At 36.5% G+C, this 18,056-nt stretch carries 18 protein-coding genes; 15 read left to right on the forward strand and 3 right to left on the reverse strand.

Annotated features, from left to right (window positions below; all coding sequences use genetic code 11):
• From rpsM to ctlX, 10 genes are all read left to right on the forward strand, one after another.
• Complete coding sequence (gene rpsM, locus DSM02_RS17455) at positions 1-375, forward strand: 30S ribosomal protein S13 (protein WP_073100096.1); 375 nt, start codon at positions 1-3, stop codon at positions 373-375.
• A gap of 9 nt (positions 376-384) precedes the next feature.
• Complete coding sequence (rpsK, locus tag DSM02_RS17460) at positions 385-807, forward strand: 30S ribosomal protein S11 (RefSeq protein WP_073100097.1); 423 nt, start codon at positions 385-387, stop codon at positions 805-807.
• 86 nt (positions 808-893) lie between these two features.
• On the forward strand, positions 894-1,499 hold the full coding sequence (gene rpsD / locus DSM02_RS17465; protein WP_128762265.1) for a 30S ribosomal protein S4: 606 nt from the start codon (positions 894-896) through the stop codon (positions 1,497-1,499).
• A 26-nt stretch (positions 1,500-1,525) separates the two neighbouring features.
• On the forward strand, positions 1,526-2,518 hold the full coding sequence (locus DSM02_RS17470) for a DNA-directed RNA polymerase subunit alpha (protein ID WP_072984068.1): 993 nt from the start codon (positions 1,526-1,528) through the stop codon (positions 2,516-2,518).
• A gap of 64 nt (positions 2,519-2,582) precedes the next feature.
• Positions 2,583-3,062 carry a 50S ribosomal protein L17 gene (rplQ, locus tag DSM02_RS17475; protein ID WP_128766793.1) on the forward strand — a complete coding sequence of 160 codons (480 nt, stop codon included), beginning with the start codon at positions 2,583-2,585 and terminating at the stop codon, positions 3,060-3,062.
• A gap of 104 nt (positions 3,063-3,166) precedes the next feature.
• Positions 3,167-4,279, forward strand: a complete 1,113-nt coding sequence (carA, locus tag DSM02_RS17480; RefSeq protein ID WP_128766794.1) for a glutamine-hydrolyzing carbamoyl-phosphate synthase small subunit — start codon at positions 3,167-3,169, stop codon at positions 4,277-4,279.
• Positions 4,280-4,490: 211 nt separating this feature from the next.
• Positions 4,491-5,780, forward strand: coding sequence for a phosphopyruvate hydratase (gene eno / locus DSM02_RS17485; RefSeq protein WP_128766795.1), 1,290 nt, complete (start codon positions 4,491-4,493; stop codon positions 5,778-5,780).
• 509 nt (positions 5,781-6,289) lie between these two features.
• Positions 6,290-7,576: a citrate synthase gene (locus DSM02_RS17490; RefSeq protein WP_128766796.1), complete on the forward strand. Its 1,287-nt coding sequence runs from the start codon at positions 6,290-6,292 to the stop codon at positions 7,574-7,576.
• 91 nt (positions 7,577-7,667) lie between these two features.
• Positions 7,668-8,582, forward strand: a complete 915-nt coding sequence (locus DSM02_RS17495) for a dimethylarginine dimethylaminohydrolase family protein (protein WP_128766797.1) — start codon at positions 7,668-7,670, stop codon at positions 8,580-8,582.
• A gap of 56 nt (positions 8,583-8,638) precedes the next feature.
• Entirely contained in the window at positions 8,639-9,574 is a 936-nt protein-coding gene (ctlX, locus tag DSM02_RS17500) for a citrulline utilization hydrolase CtlX (protein ID WP_128766798.1), read from the forward strand.
• Here the strand turns inward: ctlX and DSM02_RS17505 are convergent.
• Positions 9,571-11,034, reverse strand: coding sequence for a BCCT family transporter (locus DSM02_RS17505; RefSeq protein ID WP_128766799.1), 1,464 nt, complete (start codon positions 11,032-11,034; stop codon positions 9,571-9,573). The two genes, ctlX and DSM02_RS17505, sit on opposite strands and share 4 nt — an antisense overlap.
• A 38-nt stretch (positions 11,035-11,072) precedes the next feature.
• Positions 11,073-12,527 (reverse strand): SDR family oxidoreductase, encoded by a 1,455-nt coding sequence (locus DSM02_RS17510; protein ID WP_128766800.1) that lies wholly within the window; start codon positions 12,525-12,527, stop codon positions 11,073-11,075.
• Between the two features lie 92 nt (positions 12,528-12,619).
• Between DSM02_RS17510 and DSM02_RS20440 the strand changes: the two genes are divergently transcribed.
• Complete coding sequence (locus tag DSM02_RS20440) at positions 12,620-12,760, forward strand: hypothetical protein (RefSeq protein WP_164918337.1); 141 nt, start codon at positions 12,620-12,622, stop codon at positions 12,758-12,760.
• A 59-nt stretch (positions 12,761-12,819) separates the two neighbouring features.
• Here the strand turns inward: DSM02_RS20440 and DSM02_RS17515 are convergent, their stop codons facing one another.
• Positions 12,820-13,251: a hypothetical protein gene (locus tag DSM02_RS17515; protein WP_128766801.1), complete on the reverse strand. Its 432-nt coding sequence runs from the start codon at positions 13,249-13,251 to the stop codon at positions 12,820-12,822.
• Positions 13,252-13,365: 114 nt separating this feature from the next.
• Between DSM02_RS17515 and argS the strand changes: the two genes are divergently transcribed.
• From argS to folD, 4 genes are all read left to right on the forward strand, one after another.
• Complete coding sequence (argS, locus tag DSM02_RS17520; RefSeq protein ID WP_128766802.1) at positions 13,366-15,141, forward strand: arginine--tRNA ligase; 1,776 nt, start codon at positions 13,366-13,368, stop codon at positions 15,139-15,141.
• 218 nt (positions 15,142-15,359) lie between these two features.
• A complete protein-coding gene (gene ffh / locus DSM02_RS17525) occupies positions 15,360-16,688 on the forward strand; it encodes a signal recognition particle protein (protein WP_128766803.1) in 1,329 nt (442 codons plus the stop codon).
• Between the two features lie 45 nt (positions 16,689-16,733).
• Positions 16,734-17,099, forward strand: coding sequence for a four helix bundle protein (locus DSM02_RS17530; RefSeq protein WP_128766804.1), 366 nt, complete (start codon positions 16,734-16,736; stop codon positions 17,097-17,099).
• 34 nt (positions 17,100-17,133) lie between these two features.
• Positions 17,134-18,021 (forward strand): bifunctional methylenetetrahydrofolate dehydrogenase/methenyltetrahydrofolate cyclohydrolase FolD, encoded by an 888-nt coding sequence (gene folD, locus DSM02_RS17535; RefSeq protein WP_128766805.1) that lies wholly within the window; start codon positions 17,134-17,136, stop codon positions 18,019-18,021.
• Positions 18,022-18,056: the final 35 nt, after the last annotated feature.

Raw genomic sequence — 18,056 nt, forward strand, 5'->3', positions numbered from 1 at the left:
ATGGCTAGAATTGCAGGGGTAGATATCCCAAAACAAAAAAGAGGTGTAATCGCTTTGACGTACATCTTTGGAATCGGAAAAAGTAGAGCTGAGAAAATATTAGCTCAAGCTGACGTTGATGAGAATTTAAAAGTAAACGAGTGGGATGATGATCAAATAGGTCGTATTCGTGAAGCTGTAGGTACTTATAAGATTGAAGGTGAGCTTAGAAGTGAAGTTTCTATGAGCATCAAACGTCTTATGGATATTGGTTGCTACCGTGGGATCAGACATCGTTCTGGTTTGCCATTACGTGGACAACGAACTAAGAATAACTCAAGAACCCGTAAAGGGAAGCGTAAAACGGTTGCTAATAAGAAAAAGGCAACTAAATAATAAGTAACAATGGCAAAGCAAAACACTAAAGGTGGAGGAAAAAACGCTAAAGCTGGTAAAGGAACCAAAAAGCGTAAAGTAATTGTTGAGTCTGTAGGTGAAGCACATATTGCAGCATCTTTCAACAACATATTGATTTCTTTGACTAATAAGAAAGGTGATGTTGTTTCTTGGTCTTCAGCCGGTAAAATGGGTTTTAGAGGTTCTAAGAAAAATACTCCTTACGCTGCACAGCTAGCTGCAGAGGATGCTAGTAAAGTAGCTCACGAAGCTGGTTTGCGTAAAGTAAAAGTTTACGTTAAGGGACCAGGTAACGGTCGTGAATCTGCAATACGTTCTATACACAATAGTGGGATCGAAGTAACAGAAATTATTGACGTTACTCCATTACCTCACAACGGATGTCGTCCTCCTAAACGAAGAAGAGTTTAATTAATTTTTTTATATCAATCGGGGAGTATTGATTTTGCGAAGGACTAGACCTTAATTCCTTAATCACCCCACTAATAAACATTATAATGGCAAGATATACCGGTCCTAAGACTAAAATCGCCCGTAAATTTGGTGAAGCGATTTTTGGAGATGACAAATCTTTTGAAAAAAGAAACTATCCTCCTGGTCAACACGGAAACAACAGACGTCGTGGTAAAAAGTCTGAATATGCTATACAGCTTCAAGAGAAGCAAAAAGCAAAATACACTTATGGGATTTTAGAAAATCAATTCCGTAATATGTTTGAAAAAGCAACACGTGCTACTGGAATTACTGGGGTTGTATTATTACAACTTTGTGAGTCTCGTTTGGATAACGTTGTTTTTAGAATGGGTATTGCTCCATCAAGAAGAGCAGCTCGTCAATTTGTTTCACACAGACATATCACTGTTAATGGTGAATTAGTGAATATCCCATCTTATCAAATTAAGCCTGGAGATGTTGTTGCTGTACGTGAAAAATCTAAATCTTTAACTGCGATCCAAGATTCTCTTGCAAATGCAAGTCACGTTTATGAGTGGATTACTTGGAACAACGATTCAAAACAAGGTACTTTCGTTTCTATACCAGAGCGTATTCAGATTCCAGAAAATATCAATGAGCAGTTCATTGTAGAATTGTACTCTAAATAATAATAACAACTCTTAGAAAACATAATATGGCATTACTAAATTTCCAGAAGCCTGATAAGGTCATAATGATTGACTCTACTGACTTTGAAGGTAAGTTTGAATTCAGACCTTTAGAGCCAGGTTACGGTTTAACTGTGGGTAACGCGTTACGTAGAGTTTTGCTTTCTTCGTTAGAAGGGTTTGCAATTACTTCGGTACGCGTTGAAGGAGTTGACCATGAGTTTTCAACTATTGCAGGAGTTGTAGAAGACTTTACAGAGATCATTCTTAATCTTAAACAAGTTCGTTTTAAAAGACAAATTGATGAGATTGATAATGAAACTGTAACTATTTCGGTTTCTGATAAAGAACAATTAACTGCTGGAGATTTTCAGAAATTTATTTCTGGTTTCCAAATTCTTAATCCAGACTTGGTAATTGCCAATATGGAGAAGAAAGTTAATATCAATATGGAGATCACGGTAGAAAAAGGTCGTGGTTATGTTCCTGCGGAAGAGAACAAAAAGCAAAATGCACCTGTCGGTACTATTTTTACAGATTCAATTTATACTCCAATTAAGAACGTAAAGTATAGTATAGAAAACTATCGTGTTGAACAAAAAACTGATTATGAAAAATTAGTTTTTGAAATCATCACTGATGGTTCTATTCACCCTAAGGATGCTTTAACTGAAGCTGCAAAAACTTTGATTCACCACTTTATGTTGTTTTCTGATGAGCGTATCACCCTTGAGGCTGATGAAATTGCTCAGACTGAAACATATGATGAAGAGTCATTGCACATGCGTCAGTTGCTTAAGACAAAATTAGTTGACATGGATCTTTCGGTTCGTGCTCTTAACTGTCTTAAAGCTGCAGAAGTAGAAACTTTAGGAGACTTAGTTTCTTACAATAAAAACGATTTGATGAAGTTCCGTAACTTTGGTAAAAAATCTCTTACAGAGCTTGAAGAGCTTGTAAATGTAAAAGGTTTGAATTTCGGAATGGATCTATCAAAATATAAATTAGATAAAGACTAGTAATACTTCATAATTTGCTCCTCAAAAAGGGTTGAGCAAGATGGATGTTAAATTTTAAAATGTCATGAGACACGGAAAAAAGAATAATCATTTAGGACGTCAGACAGCACATAGAAAATCTATGTTGGCTAATATGGCTTGTTCATTAATTGAACACAAACGTATTAATACAACTGTTGCAAAAGCAAAAGCTCTTAAACAGTTTGTTGAGCCTTTAGTTACAAAGTCTAAAGAAGACACTACTCACAATCGTCGTATTGTGATGAGTAAATTGCGTCAAAAAGATGCAGTTGCAGAACTCTTTAGAGATGTTGCTGTAAAAGTAGGTGACCGTCCAGGAGGTTATACTAGAATTATCAAATTAGGAAATCGTCTAGGAGATAATGCTGATATGGCAATGATTGAATTGGTTGATTATAACGAGATTTATAACTTAGGTAAAACGAAGAAAAAATCAACTCGTAGAGCAGGTAAAAAAGCTCCTGCAGCTGCAACAACTGAAGCTCCTGCTAAAGAGGTAAAAGCTAATGACGAAGAAGAATAAAAATATATTTATTTTTTAACTTTCAAAAAAAGGATAAGCCCTAGGGCTTATCCTTTTTTTTATAATTATTTTTGCAACAAATTATAAGTTATAGAATCTGCCTTATGAAATACCAAACCAATAGAAAAGCAATTTTACTTTTAGCTGATGGAACAATATTCTACGGAAAATCTGTGGGTAATAAAGAAGGAACTGCTTTTGGAGAAGTTTGTTTTAATACCGGTATGACCGGTTATCAAGAAATATTTACAGATCCTTCTTATTTTGGTCAGCTTATGGTGACTACAAACGCTCACATAGGTAACTATGGAGGTAATAACGAAGAGACAGAATCTGATACCGTAAAAATTTCAGGACTGATTTGTAAAAACTTCAGTTATAATTATTCAAGAATTCGTGTAGACGAGTCTTTAGAAGATTTTCTTAATAAGAATAAATTATTTGTAATTTCAGATGTTGACACCCGCGCCCTTGTTTCATATATAAGAGACAATGGTGCTATGAATGCTGTAATTTCAACAGACGTTGATAATATTGAATCGCTTAAAGAACAATTAGCGTCTGTGCCTAATATGCACGGTCTTGAGTTAGCCTCAAAGGTTTCCACCAAAGAACCGTATTATTTCGGAGACGAAAATGCTAGTTATAAAGTAGCAGCGATAGATCTTGGTATTAAGAAGAATATTTTACGCAATATGGCTAAGCGCGATATGTATATCAAAGTATTCCCTTATAATGCTTCTTTTGAAGAAATGAAAGCTTGGAACCCTGATGGTTTCTTTTTATCTAATGGCCCTGGTGATCCAGAACCTCTACACGGAGTTATTGAAACAGCAAAGCAAATATTAGATGCAGATATACCATTATTCGGTATATGTCTAGGACATCAAATTATCGCTTTGGCAAATGGAATAAGTACTTTTAAAATGCATCACGGCCATAGAGGTATCAATCACCCTGTTTTAAACCACGGTACAGGCAAAGGAGAGATAACTTCTCAGAACCATGGTTTTGCTGTAAATTATGAAGAAGCAATTCAGAATCCTAATATTGAGGTAACCCATAAACATCTTAATGATCAGACTGTAATGGGGCTGAAAATGAAAAATAAAAACTGTTTTTCTGTTCAGTATCACCCAGAAGCTGGTCCCGGACCAAACGACGCTACATACTTGTTTGATGAGTTTGTGCAGCGTATGACTATAGAAACTGTATAAATATAAAATCCCGACAAGTAGTCGGGATTTTTTTATACTAATTCTAATGTGTTTTAATCATTTTGTTGAATTCCTTTCCATGATTTAGTAGAAGGGTAGATGCGTTTTAAATAATCATTAAAATAATCCAAAAGGGGCATAGCTTCCTTATAAATAGTCAAGTATTCCTTATATTGCGGGAGCTAAATGAACTAATCAATTTTTAATAAAAATGAGTATAATTATCAATATCCACGCACGTCAAATTTTGGATTCTCGTGGAAATCCCACAGTTGAAGTAGATGTTTTAACCGAAAACGGTGTTTTAGGAAGAGCTGCGGTTCCTTCTGGAGCATCAACTGGTGAGCATGAAGCTGTTGAATTGCGTGATGGTGGTTCTGATTATATGGGTAAAGGAGTTTTAAAAGCTGTAGAAAATGTAAATGCGGTTATAGCTCAAGAACTTTTAGGAGTTTCTGTTTTTGAACAAAATCTAATCGATCAAACTATGATTGATTTAGATGGTACTCCAAATAAATCTAAGCTAGGGGCAAATGCAATTTTAGGTGTTTCTTTAGCGGTTGCTAAAGCAGCAGCAAATGAATTGAATATGCCATTATATCGCTATGTAGGCGGTGTAAGTGCAAATACACTTCCGGTACCAATGATGAATATCATTAATGGAGGTTCTCATAGTGATGCTCCTATCGCTTTTCAGGAATTTATGATTATGCCTGTAAAAGCTGAAGATTTTACTCACGCTATGAAAATGGGTACTGAAATTTTTCACAATCTTAAAAAAGTACTTCACGATCGCGGTTTGAGTACAGCTGTAGGTGATGAAGGTGGTTTTGCACCAACATTAGATGGTACTGAAGATGCTATTGAAAGCATTCAAAAAGCTGTTGAAAATGCAGGATATAAGTTTGGTGATGAAGTAATGATCGCCTTAGACTGTGCAGCAGCAGAATTTTACGTAGACGGTAAATATGATTACACCAAGTTTGAGGGTGATAAAGGTGTGGTTAGAACTAGTGAAGAGCAGGCTTCTTATTTAGCTGAATTAGCAGGTAAATACCCAATTATTTCAATTGAGGATGGTATGGATGAGAATGACTGGGATGGTTGGAAATCATTAACTGAAAAGATTGGCGATAAAGTACAATTAGTAGGAGATGATTTATTTGTTACTAATGTAGAGCGCCTTTCAAGAGGTATCGAAAATGGTATAGCTAATTCAATTTTGATTAAAGTAAATCAGATAGGTACATTGACTGAAACTATTGCTGCTGTGAATATGGCGCATAATGCAGGTTATACTTCTGTTATGTCTCACCGTTCTGGAGAAACAGAAGATAATACTATTGCAGATTTAGCTGTAGCATTAAATACAGGACAGATCAAAACAGGTTCTGCTTCACGTAGTGATCGTATGGCAAAATACAATCAACTGCTTCGTATTGAAGAAGAATTAGGTACTGTTGCTTATTTTCCTAAGCTTAAGGCTTTTAAAATAAAATAATTAACTTCGGTAGTTTTAATGAAAAAGGCATTGTTTTCAATGCCTTTTTTTATTGAGTAAAATTTAGATAAAATCTATTTTAATTTCGAAATGTTTTTACTTGTATAATAACATTAAAATGTAATATTTTAACGATTAAGTGCTTAAATTGTTTCTTTTATTTATTATTAGTAAGAAAAAAACTATTAATTTAGCTTCAAGATAAAAAAGGTTTTTACCACGCTTCAAATTAGATAGTTAACCTGACAAAATCTAATTTAACAGATTTAAAAATTTGAAGTTGGGTGAAAGAGCGATTCTGAATCAAGTACGTATCGCTCTTTTTGTCCAAATAAAGATATCTAAATTTTGAAGTTGGGTGAGGGGTGACATGCTGCTAGGTATGCACCCCTTTTTTATTTGTATTTTTTTAACCTTGCTAAAGCCCTAATTCCTTTATAAATTCCTTTGTATTTCGTAATTTAGCAACTCTTGAAAATTTTGATAATCAGCTAAAACATATTTGAAAAATGGCAGATAATGCTAAATTAATAATAGGTGAGAAATCCTACGAATTTCCTATAATTACAGGTACTGAAAATGAAAGTGCAATCGATATCGCCAGTTTACGAGCTGTAACAGGTGGAATTACCACAATTGACCCTGGTTTTAAAAATACGGGTAGTTGTGAGAGTGCTATAACTTTCTTGAATGGTGAGGAAGGAATTTTGAGGTATAGAGGGTATTCTATTGAAGATTTAGCTGAGAAAGCTTCATTTTTAGAAGTTGTTTATCTTTTAATATTTGGTGAATTGCCTACAGAAGAGCAGTTGACTAAATTTCATAATGATATAAAAGAAGAGAATCACGTTGATGAGGATGTTAAGAAGATCTTAAATGGTTTTCCTAAATCTGCTCATCCAATGGGAGTGTTAGCATCTTTAACCTCTGCATTAACAGCATTTAATCCAGATGCAGTAAATGTAGATTCTGAAGAAGATATGTATGCAGCCATTGTTAAACTTTTAGGTAAGTTTCCGGTTCTTGTAGCTTGGACTATGCGTACAAAAATGAGCAAGCCTCTTGATTATGGTGATGACAGTTTAGATTATGTGCAGAATTTACATAAGATGATGTTCTCGAAGCCTAACAGTGAGTATAAAGTTGATAAAGCTATTATAGATGCTATTGATAAGCTTTTAATCTTACACGCTGATCATGAGCAAAACTGTTCTACTTCAACTGTACGAATTGTTGGTTCTTCTCACGCCGGACTGTTTGCTTCAATATCTGCTGGTATTTCTGCATTATGGGGGCCACTTCACGGTGGCGCTAATCAAGCGGTGATCGAAATGCTTGAAGCCATTAAAGCGGATGGTGGTGATACTAAAAAATATATGGCTAAGGCAAAAGATAAAGAAGATCCTTTCCGTTTAATGGGCTTTGGTCATAGAGTTTATAAGAATTTTGATCCTCGTGCTAAAATCATTAAAAAAGCTGCGGATGAAGTTTTAGAACAGCTAGGTGTAGAAGATGAAGTTTTAGCTATTGCTAAAGGACTAGAAAAAGAAGCTTTAGAAGACGATTATTTTGTTAAACGTAAATTATATCCTAACGTAGATTTTTATTCAGGTATTATTTACAGAGCATTAGGTATTCCTGTTGAAATGTTTACTGTGATGTTTGCGATGGGGCGCGTGCCGGGATGGATTGCTCAGTGGCGTGAAATGCGTTTACGTAAAGAGCCTATAGGAAGACCTCGTCAAGTTTATATTGGTGAGACTTTGAGAGCCTTTAAACCTATGGAAGAACGATAGAAATCCTAAAGATTTTAAATAATGAAGCGGGTTTTTGGCAATAGTTCAAAAACCCGCTTTATGTTTTTATATTTGCGACAACTTCAATTTTATGATAAAGCTGAATATTAACGATGAGACGTCTCGACTTCGCTCTGTGATTCTAGGAACAGCAAAAACAAACGGTGGTATTCCTGCTGTAGAAGAGGCTTATGATCCTAAATCTTTATTACACATCAAAGCGAATACTTATCCTAAAGAAGAGGATATGATTCAAGAGATGGAAGCTGTTGAGGAAGTTTTTAATAAATACGGTGTTCAGGTTTTTAGACCTAAACTGATCGATAATTATAACCAGATTTTTACAAGAGACATTGGTTTTGTAATAGATGATGTTTTTATAAAAGCAAATATTTTACCAGATCGCGAGCAGGAAATAGAAGCTATTGAACATGTACTAACTCAGATTGATCCAGAAAAAATCATAAGATTTCCAGAAGAAGCACATATAGAAGGTGGTGATGTGATGCCTTTAGGAGATTATATTTTTGTAGGTGTTTATCGCGGTCCTGATTATGCAGATTATATAATTGCACGAACGAATATGTTGGCTGTAAAGTATCTTCAGGAGACATTTCCTGAGAAGCAGGTGAAATCTTTCAACTTGAGAAAATCAAATACAAATCCTTATGAGAATGCTTTGCACTTAGACTGCTGTTTTCAGCCGGTAGGAGAAAAATATGCTATTCTGCACAAAAACGGATTTCTTGAAGAGAAAGAGTATCAATGGCTTGTAGATCACTTTGGGCCTGAAAACATTTTTGAGATCACCTCAGAAGAAATGTTTAGTATGAATTCTAATGTCTTCTCTATATCGCCTGAAGTAGTCATTTCCGAAAGGAATTTCACGCGATTGAATACTTGGTTACGCAGCAAAGGGATTACAGTTGAGGAAGTGCCTTATGCTGAAATCTCAAAGCAAGAAGGTTTATTGCGTTGCAGTACGCTGCCTCTTGTACGTGAGTAATCATTCCATTTTAATATTCCGGAATTTCTCTTTTTATTCAATCTCAAAGAATCCCTATGAAACAAGTTACAGATACTGTATTGATGGTGCGCCCTGCTGCATTTAGAATGAATGAGCAAACCGCTGTAAATAATTATTTTCAGGAAGATGTTTCCTTAAAAAATGAGGAAATTAACCTTAAGGCTCAGCAAGAATTTGATGCGTTTGTAGATAAATTAAAAGCTGCTGGTGTTGGAGTTTTGGTACTTCAGGATAAAAAAGAACTGGATACACCAGATTCAATTTTTCCTAATAATTGGGTGAGTACTCACGCAAATGGAGATGTTGCAGTCTACCCTATGTATGCCGAAAACCGAAGGAGAGAGCGCAGGAACGAGTTCTTTGAGTTGCTTGAAGATTCTGGTTTTGAAATCAAAAATGTTGTTGATTATACTGAGGCAGAGGAGGAAGGTGTCTTCTTAGAAGGAACTGGGAGTATTATTTTAGATAGGGAAAATGAAAAAGCGTACTGCGCACTTTCGGCTCGTGCAGATGAAGATTTGTTTGTTGAATTTTGCGAAGACTTTGGGTACCTACCGGTGATTTTTACAGCATATCAGTCTGTAGCAAGTAAACGTTTGCCTATTTATCACACCAATGTGATGATGTGTATTGCAGAGGAGTTTGCGGTAATTTGTCTGGAAAGTATAGATGATAAGAAGGAGCGTAAACTTGTTGTTAAACAGTTGAAAGAATCAGGCAAAGAAGTGATAGCAATTTCAGAAAAGCAAATGCATCAGTTTGCAGGTAATATGCTTCAGGTAAAAAATAATGCTGGAAAAAAGTATTTAGTAATGAGTGCCAGCGCACACAATGCTTTAAAAGAAAACCAGATAGAAGCTATTACTAAATACTGTGATATTTTAAGCAGTGATCTGGAAACCATCGAAACCTGTGGTGGTGGAAGTGCCCGTTGTATGATGGCGGAGATTTTTCTCCCTAAAGCCAATTAGCATTCTTTTTTATTGAGATTTTGAATCCATTTAAAACTCATCACGATCATAAAGAAACTTAGTGGTAGAGATGTAATGATTAAAAGCTTTTGAACAGCGCTCAAAACATCTTCATCTTTTTTGGCAAAACTTAGCAGCACTATTCCAATTGCACAAATTGTAAGTAATGTGCTCCAGACTATTCGATGTTTTTTAGAAGGGGTGTCAGTATTTTTTGAAGTAAACATGCTCAAAACCAAAATCGCCGAATCTAGAGATGTAACTAAAAAGCTTACTAATAAAATCACAACAATTGTGTTTACAATACTTTGAGCAGGATAGTGAGAAAGAAATATAAATAGCGAAGTAAAAACATTGTCAAATTCCCCTTTGTATTCTCCTGCGGCATTAATCATTTCAAAAGCAGATTGCCCAAAAACGGTAAACCAAAAGAAACTGCCCAGAGAGGGTATAAGTAAAACTCCAAGTATAATCTCTCTGATAGTTCTTCCTCTTGAGATTCGGGCAATGAATAATCCGGTGAAGGGAGCCCAAGCCAACCAAAACGCCCAATAATAATAGGTCCAGTCAGTAAGGAATTTTTTACCGGGATCAAAAGCTCCCAGCGCTAAGCTCATAGGTATAAAGTCTATAAGATACCTATACAATGCATGAGCATATTGCTTCAGTATTAAAAGCATATCTGTTTGTAGAAATACAAAAATCAGTAAGGCAAGTGTCAGGTAAATATTTGCAGTGGATATTATTTTTATTCCTTTTTCTACTCCACTTAATGCGGAAAGTAACGCCAAAAAGCCAATAAAGAGTATCAGCGCAATACTGTAATTTGCATTTAAAGTCAGCCCCAATAAATGATCCAGACCACCTTTTATTTGACTAGAGCCAAGAGCTACCGCAGCTACTAGACCAAAAACTGTTGTAAGAATGGTTAATAGGTCTGTCAGCGCAATTCCAAGATTTTTAAATCTACTTTTTGTAGAATATTTTTTGGTATCAAAAACAGAGCTGCTTGTAATTAATGGCCTCCCGTACTTAAAAGCTACCGTGCCTATTGCGAGTGCAAAAAGTGCATAAAATGCCCAAGCTGTAAAACCCCATTGATAAAAAGTAAATTCTAGTGCTTTGATTTCTGTAGAAACATTGTTTTGAATTGGAGGGTTTTGTTGCATAAAAACGGGTTCTTGTACCGCTCGCAATAAGATGCCCGCGCCCATACCTGCGCTATACAGCATCGAAATCCAAGCAATGTTAGAGAAAGCTGGTTTTTCATCAATTTTACCCAATTTATAGGTTCCCCATTTTGAAAAGGCAACGACAACAAGAAGCACAACCGAAAGAAGACCGAGGACCAAATAAAACTGACCAAACCATTCTCTAACCCCTATTGAAAGTGTTTCAATAAGCTGGTAACTTTCGGCGGTAAAGGCATAAAACAGTGCAGAGATGCTCAATAGGAGCACTCCGGAAGAAAAAAGTAGAAGGTTTTTATTTATAAACTTTAGGTATTTAATAGCTTTTTTTCTTTTGGTTGGTAACTCGAAATATTGCGTATCATTCCGCCGAAAATAAAATAATGAAAGGGCAACATACTAAACCAATACAATCGTCCCCAAAGCCCTCGAGGTCTAAAAGTTGCTGTCTGATGTAATATATTGTTGTCATCTATTTCCCAGTCTAGCCAGGCTTCTCCGGGTACTTTCATTTCAGCGAAAAGAAGCAATCTTTTTTCTTCTTTATCCGCCAGTAATACACGCCAGAAATCAAGAGAATCTCCTTCGTACAATTCGTTGTCATGTGTACGGCCACGTCTGAGGCCTACACCGCCAGCAACTTTGTCTAGAAATCCACGAATTTTCCACAGCGTATTTGCGTAATACCAGCCGCGTTTGCCGCCGATTGACCAGATGTTTTTGAGCGCCTGCTCCGGGTTTTCCAATTTTATGGATTGCCTGTCTTTAAGACAGCCATATTCCGGTACTTTGATATAATGGTTGAGATCTTTTCTAAACCGACCACTCACCATAGAATCTTTCCAGCTAGAAACGACCTGATTTTGTTCAATTTTCTCAAAAGCCAGACGTATCGCATCCATGTAATTTATGGGCTTTACCTGAAGCATTTTTTGCAAGCGCGTGTCTTTGCTTATAACCTCAATACGCATACTGTCTACCAAATTCAAAGCCAGTTTATAGCTCGTGGAAGTTACAAAATACAACCAGTAAGAAGAAACTTTAGGTGTCATCACCGGGACATCTATAATCGTGAGCGAAAGTTCGCGTACTTTTGCATACAGTAACATCATTTGTTTATAGGATAATATGTCTGGGCCGCCTATATCAAAAGATTCGTTATAGCATTTTTCATTTCCTAAAACGCCGCTTAGGTATTGCAAAACATTACGTATCGCAATAGGTTGACAACTTGTTTTTACCCATTTTGGTGTGATCATAACGGGTAATTTTTCGCATAAATCTCTTATGATTTCAAAAGAAGAACTACCAGAACCTACTATAATTGCAGCTCTTAAAACGGTAAGATTAAATCTTCCTTTGTAGAGTGTGTCTTCCACTTTTTTACGGGAACTTAAGTGTTTGCTTAAATTCTCTTCATTGACAATGCCGCTTAAATAAATAACCTGTTTGCAATTGGTTTCCGCGAGATATGTATTAAAATTTTTAGCGGAAAGTTCTTCTTTCTCATCAAAATCTGAAGTCGAAGAAGTCATGGAGTGGATGAGGTAATACGCAGCATCCAGATCCTTAGGAAGCTTAGAAGTGTCGGGATCCGCAAGAAAATCAATTTCTACGACCTGTATTTTCTCTCGTATTTTAGGACTTACCGAAAGTCGCTTAGAGTCTCTGACGGCGCAAATAACTTCGTGTCGCTGCTCCAAAAGAAGAGGAAGCAGTCGCATACCGATATACCCGTTAGCTCCGGTTAATAATATTTTCATAACGCTTTTCTCTAAAGATAGCCATTTGAAAGATTTTTTAGGTAAAACAAATACTAAAGGATTAACTTATCCCTTTTAAAAGTTGAAATACTATGAATAAAACAATGCGTACCATAACTCTCGTAGTAGGAGTGGTTTTAATAGGTTTGGGTATATATCAGGCTTTTGTTCCGCAAAAAGTTGTAGACTTTTCCGGTCTTAGCGTTAGTGCAAAAGAAGGACTCTCAACATAATCTTTACTTTTAATCGGTATTGGTGTAGTTGCATTGATCGCGAGTTTTTATAAACGCAATTAAAGATCTTCGGGGCCTAATGGTAGATTTTCAGCTTTATAATCCATTATCTTTTTAATGAATTTATGAGTTGATTTATCGTTTGCTTTTGCACGTATTTTTATAAAATAATGATCCCGGTAAATGCTATACTCTTCGGCTTTACCTTTATAAAGGCTTAATTTATAGTAGGGAATAATCAGCGCATACGATTCCAGAAGCGATCTAAAACCTATAATGATTCCCTCAGGACGCATTTCTATATTACAGGTATTGATGTAGCTGTCTAGAATAAGTAAGTTGTGAATTTCTACACTTGTGCTGGTAATACTGAGTTTAGAAGAACCAATGCCTTTCATTTTCAGGCGTTCTCGTATGGTAAAAGGCGGGCCAACCTCGGTGTCTATTTTCCGTTTAACTTCAGGATTATTGTATGAGACATTGAGCAGCATTTTTTTCTTTTAAAGATAAACTTTTTATCAAAGATCAATTTTGAAGCCTCTGTGGTATTTTAGCTTTGTCAACGTTACGTTTTACGTATCTTTGCGCCTTCAGAAAAAGCACTCATGAATTTATCAGATAAACTTACACAAGCCGTAAAAGATGCGGTGCAACGTATTTTTAATGCCGAATTAGAAAGCGTTGAGACTCAACCTACCCGGAAGGATTTTGAAGGTGATCTTACTGTTGTTGTTTTTCCGATTCTACGCGTTGCCAAAGGTAATCCTGCTGTAATAGGAGAGCAAATTGGAGCTTATGTGAAAGAGAACCTCGCTGAAATTTCAGATTTTAATGTGGTTAAAGGTTTTTTAAATCTGGTGATTGCAGATTCTTTTTATCTTGATTTTTTTGAAAGTATTCGTACCCAAGAAAACTTTGGCCACGAAGCAGCGTCTGGTAAAGCTGTGATGGTTGAATATTCTTCGCCTAATACTAATAAGCCTCTGCATTTAGGACATGTGCGTAATAATTTATTAGGGTATTCGGTTGCTGAGATTTTAAAAGCTTCCGGAAAGAAAGTATACAAAACTCAAATCATTAACGATCGCGGGATTCATATTTGTAAAAGCATGTTAGCTTGGCAGAAATTTGGTGATGGTGAAACTCCGGAGTCTACCGGATTGAAAGGTGATAAGCTGGTAGGAAACTACTATGTGAAATTTGATAAAGCCTACAAAGAAGAGCAATCGTATTTAGTTGCACAGGGGAAAACCAAAGAAGAAGCAGAAAAAGAAGCTCCGTTGATGTTGGAAGCTCAGGATATGTTGCGCAAATGGGAAGCTGGTAATGCAGAAGTAGTAGCACTTTGGGAGAAAATGAATGGCTGGGTTTATGAGGGATTTGAACAAACTTATAAAAGTCTGGGTGTTGATTTTGACAGTTATTATTACGAGAGCAATACCTATTTATTAGGAAAAGATAATATTGAAGAAGGCCTTAGAAAAGGTGTTTTTTACAGAAAAGAAGACGGTTCGGTTTGGTGTGATCTAACGGCAGACGGACTTGATGAAAAGATTGTTTTACGCAGCGATGGTACAGCCGTTTATATGACTCAGGACATTGGTACCGCGATTCAGCGTGTGAAAGATCATCCTGATGTAGGAGGAATGATTTATACCGTAGGAAATGAGCAAGATTATCATTTTAAAGTCTTGTTTTTAATACTGAAAAAACTAGGCTACGACTGGGCAGAAAATCTGTATCACCTGAGTTATGGGATGGTAGACTTACCTAGTGGAAAAATGAAAAGTCGTGAGGGGACCGTAGTTGATGCTGATGATCTTGTTGAAGAGATGGCAACAACTGCCGGAAACATCGCTAAAGAACTGGGGAAACTTGATGGGTATAGCGAAGCAGAAAAACAGGAGCTTTATAAGGTCATTGGGCTTGGAGCGTTGAAATATTACATTCTTAAAGTGGACCCTAAAAAACGCATTCTGTTCAATCCTGAAGAGTCTGTAGATTTTCAGGGAAATACGGGGCCGTTTATTCAATACACGTATGCGCGTATTCAATCTATTTTGAGAAAAGCAGCAGAAACGGGTGTGCCTGTAAACGTTCCGCATAAAGAACTGCATCCTAAAGAAAAAGAGTTGATTAAGCAAGTTGCGCTGTATCCTGAAACGGTTCAGTTAGCAGCAGAAAATCAAAGTCCGGCATTGATTGCAAATTACACCTATGATCTGGTAAAAGAATTCAACTCATTCTATCAGCAGGTTTCGATATTAGGAGCAGATACAGCAGAAGAGAAAAGTTTCCGCGTAGCGCTATCTAAAAAGGTGGGTGATGTTATTGCTTCTGCATTTAGTTTGTTAGGAATTGAAGTTCCTGAGCGTATGTAATTATTTGAAGCAGTTTAAAAGAAGAAAATCATCAACTTACCTAAATTAGGTTAAATGAATATCTTCTGATTTGAAACTATTATTCTTGTATTCAAATCATTAAATTTGCAACCTTGAATCCATAAATTGGAAGATTGAGTTCAGGTATAAAACCTGATAAATTAAAAGAATACAAAATCCCTCGTGATTGATTCCCGGGGTTGTTTATTATAAGATCTATGTTTGATAATTTAAGTGATAAGTTAGATAAGGCGATGCACGTGCTTAAGGGGCACGGTCAGATTACCGAAGTTAATGTTGCCGAAACCCTTAAAGAAATACGTCGTGCGCTTGTTGATGCAGATGTTAATTATAAAATAGCCAAAGATTTTACCAGTACGGTTAAAGAAAAAGCGTTGGGTCAGGATGTATTGACCGCGTTAAAACCGGGTCAGTTGATGACCAAATTGGTAAAAGACGAACTTACCCAATTGATGGGTGGCGAGGCAGAAGGTCTCAACCTTTCGGGTAATCCTTCTGTGATTTTGATGTCTGGTTTGCAGGGTAGTGGTAAAACTACATTTTCTGGTAAACTGGCAAATTTCCTTAAGACTAAAAAAACTAAAAAACCGCTTCTTGTTGCTTGTGATGTATACCGTCCAGCGGCAATAGATCAGCTTCACGTTGTAGGTGATCAGATAGGAGTTGAGGTTTACTCTAATAAAGAAGAGAAAGATCCGGTAAAAATTTCAGAAGCAGCAATTGCACACGCAAAAGCAAACGGTTTTAATGTAGTGATCATTGATACCGCCGGTCGTCTTGCAGTTGACCAAGCGATGATGAATGAGATTGCTGCGATACACAAGGCGATTGAGCCACAAGAAACCTTGTTTGTAGTAGATTCTATGACGGGTCAGGATGCTGTTAATACGGCAAAAGCTTTTAACGATGTTCTTAATTTTGATGGGGTAATCTTAACTAAATTAGATGGTGATACACGCGGTGGTGCGGCACTTTCTATTAAAACGGTTGTAGATAAACCCATTAAATTCATCGGTACCGGTGAGAGGATGGAAGCGATAGATGTGTTCTATCCTTCTCGTATGGCAGATCGTATTCTTGGGATGGGAGATGTGGTGTCTCTTGTAGAACGCGCTCAGGAACAATTTGACGAAGAAGAAGCGCGTAAGCTGCAAAAGAAAATCGCTAAAAATCAGTTTGGTTTTGACGATTTCTTAAAGCAGATTCAGCAGATTAAGAAAATGGGTAATATGAAAGACCTTATTGGGATGATTCCCGGTGCTGGTAAAGCGCTAAAAGGTCTTGATATAGATGATGACGCTTTTAAAGGTATTGAAGCCATTATTCACAGTATGACTCCAGACGAGCGTACGCAACCATCTATTATAAACAGCAGTCGTAAAAAACGCATCAGTAAAGGCTCTGGTACTTCGGTGCAAGAGGTAAATCAGTTGTTGAAACAATTCAATCAGATGAGTAAGATGATGAAAATGATGCAGGGTGGAGGCGGAGCCAAAATGATGCAGATGATGAATAATATGCGATAACACCAGTTTGCAGTCTCAGCAAGCAGTACTTTTTTACTAATACTTATGGGTGTAGAAGATTTAATACCATATCAGAAAGCATTTGAATTGGCTATGGAAATCTTTGAGATTACTAAATCTTTTCCAAAAGAAGAGCAGTTTTCACTGACTGATCAAGTTAGAAGAAGTTCAAGATCAGTTTGTGCTAATATGTCTGAAGCGTATAGAAAAAGAAAGTACGAAAAACATTTTGTAAGTAAGTTAACGGATTGTGATGCTGAGAATGGAGAAACTCAAACTTGGTTGAAATTTTCACTCGCTTGTGAATACATTTCAGAAACTGACTATTCCTTAAAACTCGAAAAGAGTAGAGAAGTAGGGAGGCTATTAAATTATATGATCAATAATCCAGGAAGGTTTGGTTGTAACTGAAAACTGCCAGCTGATACTGCCAACTATATAGAGTATGACAATCTTAGACGGAAAAAAAACCAGTAACGATTTAAAAAATGAGATCGCCGAAGAAGTAAAAGCAATGAAAGCTAAAGGCGAAAAAGTACCTCATTTAGCTGCAGTTTTGGTAGGTAGCGATGGTGCAAGTTTAACGTATGTAGGTAGTAAAGTTCGTGCTTGTGAGCGTATAGGTTTTGAATCTACTTTGATTCAGTTGCCTGAAGAAACTACCGAGGAAGAGTTGCTCAGTCAAATAGATACGTTGAATAAAGATCCTGAAATTGACGGTTATATTGTTCAGCTTCCATTACCGAAACATATAGACTCTCAAAAAGTATTACTGGCTGTTGATCCTGATAAAGATGTAGATGGTTTTCATCCTACCAATTTTGGTAAAATGGCTCAGGATATGCCGGTGTTTATACCTGCAACGCCGTTTGGTATTATGGAATTACTGAAGCGTTATAACGTAGAAACTTCAGGTAAACATACCGTTGTAATAGGTCGTAGTCATATTGTAGGCCGCCCGATGAGTATCTTGATGTCTCAAAAAGGAAACCCTGGAGACAGCACGGTAACACTTACGCATAGCCGCACTAAAAATCTTGAAGAATTAACCAAACAAGCTGATATAATTATCACCGCTTTAGGAGTTCCAGAGTTTTTAAAAGCTGATATGGTAAAAGATAATGTTACTATAATTGATGTAGGCATCACGCGTGTTCCTGATGAAACCAAAGAGCGCGGTTATAGAATTACCGGAGATGTAGATTTTGAAGCTGTGAGTAAAAAAGCATCTTTCATTACTCCGGTTCCTGGAGGTGTAGGACCGATGACAATCGCTATGTTGTTAAAAAATACATTGCTTGCACGTGCAAGGCATAACGAACTTCAATCTTAAGATTCTGAAGTTTCTAAAAAAAAAAGAGGTCAAAT

Origin of the sequence: Leeuwenhoekiella polynyae (assembly GCF_004104075.1) — a bacterium.
GTDB lineage: Bacteria > Bacteroidota > Bacteroidia > Flavobacteriales > Flavobacteriaceae > Leeuwenhoekiella > Leeuwenhoekiella polynyae.